Raw genomic sequence first — 310 nt, 5'->3', positions numbered from 1 at the left:
AGTTACCTTGATATTTTTATCAATCGTGTCAATACGGATCCCGTCTGAAAGCACTTTGACAGCTGATTTGGTTGCAGCATAGACAGCAGCTCCTGCATAGGCGTAAATACCGGCCGTTGATCCAATATTGATAATATGACCCTCATTATTTTCAACCATTTGTGGCAATAACTGACGTGTCACAGTTAGTAATCCTTTAATATTGGTATCAATCATTGTCATCATGTCAGTCAAATCATAGTCTTGGAATTTGTCCAATCCCAATGCCAGGCCAGCATTGTTTACCAAAATATGAATTTGACCAACTTCT

Annotated in this window: 1 protein-coding gene; it reads right to left on the bottom strand. The window is 38.7% G+C overall.

The features are described 5' to 3' along the window. On the bottom strand, positions 1-310 hold a 310-nt coding region (locus C1G53_RS03355), incomplete at both ends, for an SDR family NAD(P)-dependent oxidoreductase (RefSeq protein WP_153046649.1).

It is taken from the genome of Streptococcus suis (assembly GCF_002960445.1).
GTDB lineage: Bacteria > Bacillota > Bacilli > Lactobacillales > Streptococcaceae > Streptococcus > Streptococcus hyiners.
Note: the sequence above shows the minus strand (reverse complement) of the source record. Positions and strands in the feature narration are given on the sequence as shown.